Genomic DNA, 6,526 nt, shown 5'->3' on the forward strand with positions numbered 1-6,526 from the left:
CCCAGCGGCATCAACGAAACGGCCACCGGCTCTCAAGAGCCGGTGGCCGCTTTCACTTCTCCAGGCGTGCTGTGCCGCTCAGCGGAAGACGGTGGTGTGGGAGCCGAGCACGATGCCGCGCTTGCCCGCCAGCGCCTTGCTCCGCTCGGGAGTCATCCCCAGCTGCTCCGGCGTGAAGAGCCGGCCGTAGAGCCGGTGGTCGGAAGAGACGAACGGGAGGACCCGGACCGTGATGGACATCCCCGGGAGCGGGGCGTGGTTGTTGGACCAATACGAATAGTCGATGGTCGTCTTGTAGTTGGCCGGCACGAGGCAGTCGATCCCCGTGTGCCAGTTGCGGTTGCCACTCTGGTCCGGAAGCGTGTCGGGCACCGTCGTCTTCCCCAGGCTGATGAGAGGCGAAGGCCCCGGAGTCCCCGCCGAGAAGGCGACGCTCGCCCCCGCGGGGACGTTCACGCACTTGATGTCGAAGGTCACCATCGCCGAGGCGGAGCCCTGATCGAAGTTGATGCCCTTGGTGGTGTAGTCCGGCTTGTTGGCATCCACGATGGTGACGTTCCGCCAGCCGAACCCCGGGTTGTCCAGGATGAACTCCGTCAGCTGGTCCATGTTGCCCACGGCAGCGGTGGGAACAGGGTTCGGGTGCGTCGTTGTGGAGACCCGGGAGATGAGGCAGTAGTGGTCCGGGGTGGGGGCCCTCCAGACGAACGGGTTGTCCGTCACGGCGACCTTGCCGCTGTCTGCCTTGATGATGTTCTTGTTCCCCTTGTCGACGTTCTTGTCGCTGGTCTGCAACTCATTGTCCGCCCACAGGTAGGGGTACAAGAGCAGACTCGCCGGAACGGCATACAGCGACACGCTTCCGGACCGGGATTCACCCGCCAGGTTCTTGGCGCGCAGGTAGATGTAGTTGTCGCCGCTCTCGATCAGGTTCTGCCCCACATCCGAGCTGTAGTTCCCGGCGAAGAACTCCGCCGGATTGAGCGTGGGGGAGATGCCCTGGGGGATGATGTCCGGCGATTGATAGGCAATCGTGTTCGTCGGCTCGTTCCCGAAGTTGCGCTCACCGGTGTCACCGGTGTTCACACGGAAGAACAAATCATTGTACTGGGTCATGGGTGTCCACCTTGGCTTGGGTGAGGTTCCCCGTGAGGCTGGCTCGCAGGGGTGCGGCCCTGCGGTGCATCCTGAATGCCAAGGATGTTCGAACCCCAACTGGCTGGAACCATTCGGGCGGACCGGCGAAGCGGTGGGCCTTCCCCACGACCCTGACGTGGCAGGCACGGAGTCTGACGTGTCAGCCCGCCTGCCGTCAGAGCGTGACGGCCATCTCCACGTCCGCGCGCGAGTAGCCCGTCTCGTGGGCAATCTCCGGGCCCGTGCGCGTGGTGACGAAGCCGTGCTTGCGGTACAGGCCCAGCGCGGGCCCCAGCGCGCTGTTCGTCACCAGGACCATCCGCTTCGCGCCACGCTCACGGGCCGTGGCCAGCGCGGCCCGCATCAGCGCGTCGCCCAGGTCGCGGCCCCTCGCCTCCGGGGCCACCGCCATCTTGCACAGCTCGAACGTGTCCGCGTCCTCGCGCCTCAGCGCGCACGTGCCCCGCACCTGTCCGTCCACGAGCGCGAAGAACACCTCGCCCCCCGGCGCCACGAACATCCCATGAGGGTCCGCGAACGAGGCCTCGTCCGAGCCCTCGATGCGGAAGTCCTTTTCAATCCACTGCCGGTTGAGCCGCGCGAAGTGCTCGCGCAGCTCCGGCCGGTAGGGGACGACCTCGACGGACGCAGGGGCCATGGCGCTCACGCGGTGGCGGGGGCCGCGGCGGGCTTCTTGCGCAGGAAGAGCACGAAGATGAGCGCCACGATGCTGATGCCCACCAGCGTAATCAGCCCGTCCGCCGCGATGGTGGCGCGCGTGCCGATGCCGCGGAACTCCGACGCGTGCCCGTCCAGCGCCGTCGTGTAGCTGATGGCGAAGTTGGAGGCCGCGACGAAGAGCGAGTACTTCGTCGTCACCGCCGCGCCGTCGTTCACCATCTCCAGCACCATGCCGGCGAAGGCCGCGAAGCCCGCGCCGTTCGCGAAGCTGTACGCGAGCGAACCCCAGATGTACGTGTCCGTCGTCATGGGCCCCGCCGCCATGGCGAACGCGGCCATCGCGGTGGCTCCCCCCATCAGCGCGTACGCGAGCTTGCGGTTCATCCGGTCCGACAGCCAGCCGCCCATCAGTGAGCCCACCGCGCCGGTGACGGCCATGCCCGGACCGTTCACCATCTCCACCGTGTGCTCCGGCACCTGGTACGCGCCCGCCATCGCGCTGAAGAGGTTGCTGAGCGCGCCGCAGCTCACCGGCGCCAGGCAGAGCACCAGCATGATGATCCCGTCGCGGCTGAAGGCCGTCTTCACCAGGTCCATCACGATGCTCTTCACCCGGTCCACCGCCGCCTTGAACAGCGGCCCGGTGGGCACGGCGGAGGGGTCATGCCGCTCGGTGATCCAGAAGATGCCCGCGCCGCTCGCCAGCACCAGCGTGGCCAGCACGATGCCCGCCACCTGCCGGGAGAACTGGGTCGCCAGGAAGATGGCCAGCGCGCCCATCATCGCGGTGGAGCCCACGTTGCCCGCCATCTGCCAGCCGCCCGTGCGCCCCTTGTCGGACGGCTTGGACGTCGTGGCCATCAGCCCGTTGAGCGCCGCGTGCGCCGTCGTCGCCGCCGCCTGCAACGCGGTGAGCATCAGCGTGAAGACGCCCAGGTGCTTCGCGGGCTCCGGGAACATCGCGCACGCCAGGAGCAGCAGCGCGGTGAGCAGCGTGCTCACGCCGTACCAGACGCGGCGCCACGGCCCCAGGTCGATGAGCGGCACCCACAACAGCTTCCACGCGTGCGGTGAGAACGCCGTGCCGGACAGCACGCCAATCTCCGCCAGCGGCATCCCGTCCTTCGCCAGCCAGTACGGCACCGCCGTCTGGAGGTAGCCCACCGCGGCGCCGAACTGCACCTCCAAGAGGCCGAACAGCGGGGGCCAGGCCCAGCGCGGTTCCTCGGCGGGAGCGGTGGCCGGAAGGGCGGTCTCTTGTTCAATCAAGGGCGACACCTACAGGGGAGGACAGGGGAGGGTGGGATTCTAGACACCTCTGGCGTCCTGCACAGCCCGACGCACCGCGCCGTCTCCTCGGAAGCACGGGGCGGGAGGGGCCCCTTCGACGGGGAGTCCTGGTCCGTGCCGGGAGGCAGGACTAGCTTGCCCGCGCTTTCCCCCACAACCCCGAGGTCCCCCGATGACGTTGAAGACCCGACTGCTCGTCGTCTCCACGGCTGGCCTGTTCGCCGCCGCGCCCGCCGTGGCCAGGCCCCTGGATGGCGCCAGCACCGACGTGATGATCCAGGGCTTCCACTGGAACTCCGCCAGCGCGGGCGGGTGGTGGAACACGGTGAAGAACAACGCGGCCGCGGTGAAGGCCGCGGGCTTCACGATGATCTGGCTGCCGCCGCCCTCGGACGCGGCGTCCACGGAGGGCTACCTGCCCCGGCAGCTCAACGTGCTCAACTCCAGCTACGGCACGGAAGCGGAGCTCACCCAGGCGCTGGCCGCGCTCAACGCGCAGGGCGTGAAGCCCATCGCGGACATCGTGGTGAACCACCGCGTGGGCACCGCCAACTGGGCGGACTTCACCAACCCCACCTGGAGCGGTTGCAGCGCGGTGGCCGCGGGGGATGAATGGACCAGCGCCTGCGGCAACGCGGACAGCGGCGAGGGCTACGCCGCGGCGCGCGACCTGGACCACTCGCAGGCGAACGTGCGCGCGGACCTGAAGACGTGGATGAACACCCGCCTGAAGGGCGTGGGCTTCGCGGGCTGGAGGTTCGACTTCGTGAAGGGCTTCGCGGGCAGCTACGTGAAGGAGTACGTCACCGCGACGGACCCGTGGTTCTGCGTGGGTGAGTTCTGGCCCACGAACTACTTCGACGCGAACAACCCCAACAACTGGAAGCAGCAGATCACCAACTGGGTGGACGCGACCACGGGCACCTGCGCCGCGTTCGACTTCGCCACCAAGGGCCTGCTCAACGACGCGCTCACCAACAACAACTACACGCGCCTGAAGGCGTCCGACGGCAAGCCCGCGGGCGGCATCGGCTGGTGGTCCAGCCGCCACGTCACCTTCGTGGACAACCACGACACCGGCCCCAGCGAGACGTGCGGCAACGGGCAGAACCACTGGCCGGTGCCGTGCACCAAGGTGATGACGGGGTACGCCTACGTGCTCACCCACCCGGGCATCCCCACCGTCTACTGGGCGCACTACTTCAACTGGGGCCTGGGCAGCTCCATCAAGACGCTGATGGACATCCGCAAGAACGCGGGCCTCACGTCTGAATCCACCGTCAGCATCCAGCGCGCGGAGAGCGGCCTGTACGCGGCCATCATCGGCGGCAAGGTGGCGGTGAAGCTGGGCAGCGGCTCCTGGACCCCCGGCACCGGCTGGACGCAGGCCGCCTCCGGCACGGACTACACCGTGTGGACCACCGGCACGCCCCCCACCGGCACCACCGCCAACGTGGAGTTCGTGTGCAACAACGGCACGACCGTGATGGGACAGAACGTCTACGTCGCCGGCAGCGTCGCGGCGCTCGACTCGTGGAGCCCCAGCACCACGAAGATTCTCAGCCCCACCGCGTACCCCACCTGGCGCGGCACCTACGCGCTGCCCGCGAATACCCCGGTGCAGTGGAAGTGCCTCAAGCGCGATGGCAGCGGCAACGTCGTCTGGCAGGGCGGTAGCAACAACACCGTCACCACCCCGGCCGCCGGCGGCAGCATCACCGCCACCGCCAGCTTCTAGGGCGCACCCCTCTTAGACCTCTTCGGCGTCGGCTCCCTGGGGGGATGAGGGCGTGCTGGCTGGCGAGCAGGGATGCGCTGCAAGGGGCTGCTCCAGCGGCACGCCCTGGCCCCTGTGTGGACGGTAGCCCCCTGGCCACTCCTGGCCTGGGGGTTCCACCGTCATGGGGAAGACATCAGCCGGAGGCCATGCTCGCGCACCAGCGTGGCCCGCGCGGCCTCGGAGACAGCCGTCTCGCGCAGGTCGAGTTCACGAAGGAGGGGAAGCCGGTGGAGCGCGGGCATGCCGGCGTCCGTGACCTTCGTGCGCAGCAGGTACAACGTGAGCAGGGAGCCCGGGAGGTGGACGAGCGCCTCGTCCCCGATGCGGGTGCCGGCGAGGCTCAACCAGGAGAGCTTCTCGAAGCCCGCGAGCATCCTCGCCCCGTCGTCGTTCAGCCAGGTGCCTCCCAGGTCGAGCATGACGAGGTGGGGGAGCTTCTGGAGCGGTACCAGCCCCGAGCCGCTGATGGGGGTCCCCGAGACCTGGAGTGACTCCAGCTCCCGCAACTCGGAGAGCTGGCCAAGCCCCAGGTCCGTGAGGAGCGTGCGGATGGCGCGGAGCGACTGGAGCCGGGAAAAGGTCTGAAGGGTGGCCACCCACCCGTCGCTGAAGCCGGTCCGGCTCAGATCCAGGTGCCGCAGGACCATGCGCGAGCCGAGCTGCTTCAATGCATCGGGGCCGATGCGCGTGGCACTGAGGTCGAGCCGGGAGAGCCGCTCCAGGGGCTCCAGCGACGCGAGCGACGCGTCCTCCAGCGCGAGACCCGAGAGCCCGAGGCTCTCGAGCGCCTGGTGGCCGCCCAGCGCCGGGAGGCCGCTCCCGGTGACTGCCGTGCGCGACAGCTCCAGGTCGCGCAGGTGGTGGAGGCCTTGCAGGTGGCGCAGCGCCGCGTTCCCGAACGGGGTGTCGTCGAGATGGAGAACCTCCAGCCGTGTGAGCCCGGCAAGGTGACGACCCCCTGGGCCGCGGATGCGGGTCTTGCTGAGCACCAGCACCCGTAGCACCGGCAACCGCGCCAGGTGGACGAGCCCCGCATCCGTCACCCCGGTGCTTCCCAGGTGGAGCGCGTCCAGCATGCTCAGCCCTGCGACGTGTGCCAGGCCTGAGTCCGAGACGGCCGTCCGCGCCAGGCCCAGCCAGCTCAGGGCCGGCATTCTCCTCAGGGCGCCGAGGCCGGCATTCGTGACGTGGGTGCCGCTCATGACGAGTGTGCGCAAGCGGTCCCCGGGCAGGGACGCAAGGACCGTGTCATCGGCCGTGGTGTCCGAGAGATCCAGCCACTCCAGCTCCGTCTGTGCCGCGAGCAGGCCGAGCCCCCGCGGGCTCACCGACGTGCCGCTGAGCGAGAGCCGGCGCAGCGTCGTCAGCGAGGCGAGGAGAACCAGCCCCCGGTCGGACACCGTGGTGGCATCCAGCCGCAGGATGGCCAGGTGTGGCATTCCCTGGAGAGAGGCGAGCCCCGCATCGGTTACCCGTGTCCCGTCGAGGTGCAGGGCCTTCAGCCGTGCCGCGTTCCTCAGGGCGGCGAGGTGCTCATCGCCGAACGCGGTGTCGGAGAGATGGAGCGATACGACGGAGGTGTCCTCGACGAGGAGCGCGAGCAGGGTTGGGGCGGGGGGGCCCTGCTCCCCGAAGGAG

General features: G+C 69.0%; 5 protein-coding genes. 1 reads left to right on the plus strand and 4 read right to left on the minus strand.

All coding sequences use genetic code 11. The features are described 5' to 3' along the window. Positions 1 to 78 precede the first annotated feature (78 nt). From D7Y21_RS18720 to D7Y21_RS18730, 3 genes are all read right to left on the minus strand, one after another. Complete coding sequence (locus tag D7Y21_RS18720; protein ID WP_121714798.1) at positions 79 to 1,116, minus strand: hypothetical protein; 1,038 nt, start codon at positions 1,114 to 1,116, stop codon at positions 79 to 81. A 196-nt stretch (positions 1,117 to 1,312) separates the two neighbouring features. Next, positions 1,313 to 1,795, minus strand: a complete 483-nt coding sequence (locus tag D7Y21_RS18725; RefSeq protein WP_121714799.1) for a GNAT family N-acetyltransferase — start codon at positions 1,793 to 1,795, stop codon at positions 1,313 to 1,315. Positions 1,796 to 1,800: 5 nt separating this feature from the next. Continuing rightward, complete coding sequence (locus D7Y21_RS18730; protein ID WP_120564489.1) at positions 1,801 to 3,087, minus strand: MFS transporter; 1,287 nt, start codon at positions 3,085 to 3,087, stop codon at positions 1,801 to 1,803. Between the two features lie 193 nt (positions 3,088 to 3,280). Between D7Y21_RS18730 and D7Y21_RS18735 the strand changes: the two genes are divergently transcribed. Further along, entirely contained in the window at positions 3,281 to 4,846 is a 1,566-nt protein-coding gene (locus D7Y21_RS18735) for a glucan 1,4-alpha-maltotetraohydrolase domain-containing protein (protein ID WP_121714801.1), read from the plus strand. 161 nt (positions 4,847 to 5,007) lie between these two features. On the opposite strand, the gene D7Y21_RS18740 is transcribed toward D7Y21_RS18735, so the two are convergent. Continuing rightward, positions 5,008 to 6,526: hypothetical protein (locus tag D7Y21_RS18740; RefSeq protein WP_121714804.1), on the minus strand; the 1,519-nt coding region annotated here is incomplete at its 5' end.

The sequence above is a fragment of the Corallococcus sp. AB045 genome, assembly GCF_003668895.1.
GTDB classification, from domain to species: domain Bacteria; phylum Myxococcota; class Myxococcia; order Myxococcales; family Myxococcaceae; genus Corallococcus; species Corallococcus coralloides.

Coding starts and splice junctions, on each gene's coding strand:
- D7Y21_RS18735 (WP_121714801.1), top strand. CDS start 3,281: ATGACGTTGAAGACCCGACTGCTCGTCGTCTCCACGGCTGGCCTGTTC.
- D7Y21_RS18720 (WP_121714798.1), bottom strand. CDS start 1,116: ATGACCCAGTACAATGATTTGTTCTTCCGTGTGAACACCGGTGACACC.
- D7Y21_RS18725 (WP_121714799.1), bottom strand. CDS start 1,795: ATGGCCCCTGCGTCCGTCGAGGTCGTCCCCTACCGGCCGGAGCTGCGC.